This is a genomic window from Bacillus sp. V59.32b (genome assembly GCF_003429085.1).
Lineage (GTDB): Bacteria > Bacillota > Bacilli > Bacillales > DSM-1321 > Peribacillus.
In genome coordinates this window covers 1-1,674 of the sequence record NZ_QVTC01000120.1, presented here as the reverse complement: position 1 = coordinate 1,674, position 1,674 = coordinate 1, and the positions used below count along the sequence as shown (strand labels likewise).

2 protein-coding genes and 1 pseudogene are annotated in these 1,674 nt (G+C 39.7%); all 3 read right to left on the bottom strand.

Annotated features, from left to right (window positions below; all coding sequences use genetic code 11):
• Positions 1–164: pseudogene (locus D0463_RS20025) on the bottom strand (ATP--guanido phosphotransferase); the annotation flags it as partial.
• A complete protein-coding gene (mcsA, locus tag D0463_RS19140; protein WP_117308942.1) occupies positions 161–715 on the bottom strand; it encodes a protein-arginine kinase activator protein McsA in 555 nt (184 codons plus the stop codon). The pseudogene D0463_RS20025 and the gene mcsA, both read right to left, overlap by 4 nt.
• A gap of 23 nt (positions 716–738) precedes the next feature.
• Positions 739–1,200: a CtsR family transcriptional regulator gene (locus tag D0463_RS19135; RefSeq protein ID WP_117308941.1), complete on the bottom strand. Its 462-nt coding sequence runs from the start codon at positions 1,198–1,200 to the stop codon at positions 739–741.
• Between the last annotated feature and the right edge of the window lie 474 nt (positions 1,201–1,674).

Here is a 1,674-nt window from a genome sequence, read left to right as displayed (position 1 = left end):
CATTGGTTAAGGGTGACGACAATGAGTCGCCACCCCAACATTTGACGGAGAACCTTAAAATTCCGTGCAAGACGTACCCGTGAACTTAGTACAATATCAGAATCAGGTCCCTCTTCATTCATCCAAGAACTAATGGCATTTTCCAAAAAATGTTCCAGACTCAAGACCGCTCCCCTCCTTCATCACCACTGTTCATTTGTTTTTCCAATGAACGAACCCGGTCACGAATGTCAGCAGCCTTCTCGAACTCTTCCTGTTCGATAAACTGTTTAAGTGTTTGTTTTAAATCGTTGATTTGCTTTCTTATATGAATGCTTCCGCCAATTCTTTTAGGTACTTTCCCGAGATGTGAAGTATTTCCGCTATGGACTCTTTTTAAAATAGGATCCAGTTGGTCTTTAAAGGTTTCATAGCATTCAGCACAGCCAAATTTACCAACATGGACAAACTGTGGAAACGAAAGATTACAACGTTTACAGCGAAGCACTTCTTTTTTGGGAAGAGCATTTGGCATTGCCTGTTGAAAGCCGGATTCTATGTTTAATAAACCCGCTAGTAGATTATTAATCGAAAAACCGGAGCCGCCATTAAACATAAACATCTCGCCTTTTTCCTGGGCACATTTTTCACAAATATGAACTTCGGCTTTTTTTCCATTAACAATTTTCGTAAAATGCAGAGCCGCCGGCCGTTCGTTGCATTCCTGGCAAATCATCTTTATCACCTCTCGAGGCACTTTTATTTATATTTTAAGGTTGTAAGCATCGCCTTCAGGATTCTTGCCCGTAACTCGTCCCTAGTCGGCAATTCGATATAGATAACGGAACGATCCATGACGCTTAACATGATTCTGGCTTCCCGTTCATTCACAATATCTTCGCTTATCAGCCGGCTAATAACTCCCTCAGCAGTCGCTTGAGAAACGCGGGATCCAATAAGAGATATTAACTGATCAATCAAATGCGCGTAATCATACGATTTAACCTTCATAATCCGGATATAACCGCCGCCGCCCCGCTTGCTCTCTACCACATAACCTCGTTCGATGGTGAATCTGGTATTGATGACATAATTGATCTGAGAAGGAACACACTGAAATTTATCTGCGACTTCACTTCTTTTAATTTCTAAAATATCCTTCTCACTCATCTCTAATATCTGCTTTAAATAATTCTCAATTACATCGGAGATATTTTTCACCCAACCTCCTCCAATCTGACTTTGACTATATTTGACTTTTATTATACAGTGAAAATAAAAATTTTCAATAAAAATGCCCTTTATGACAATATTATTTTCGCCCGTTTTTATGTATTTAAAACATATGTAAAAGTTCCGATCGTTTATTTTATTTTTATACCTCCTATTTGTTGCTACAAAACCTGGATTCTGAAAAATAGGGAGAAGGGGGATTGTTTTATACAGATGATGTGCTTTTTTAAGGGGAGTATTGGGAGGTGTTTTTTGATTTAAGCGAAAATCAGGGGGATTCAAGTGAAAATATGGTCCATTTAAGCAAAACTCTGGTGTTTTAAGCGAAAGTATAACCGATTTACGCGAAAACCCGGTTGATTTAAGCGAAACTTCGGAAGCGCCAAAAAAGACCAGCCTAATCGGCTGGTCTTCTGCTTGCTTGGCGACGTCCTACTCTCACAGGACTTGCACAGGATGTGC

Excerpts from the sequence above, each read along its gene's own strand:
- mcsA (WP_117308942.1), bottom strand. The coding sequence starts at position 715 with ATGATTTGCCAGGAATGCAACGAACGGCCGGCGGCTCTGCATTTTACG.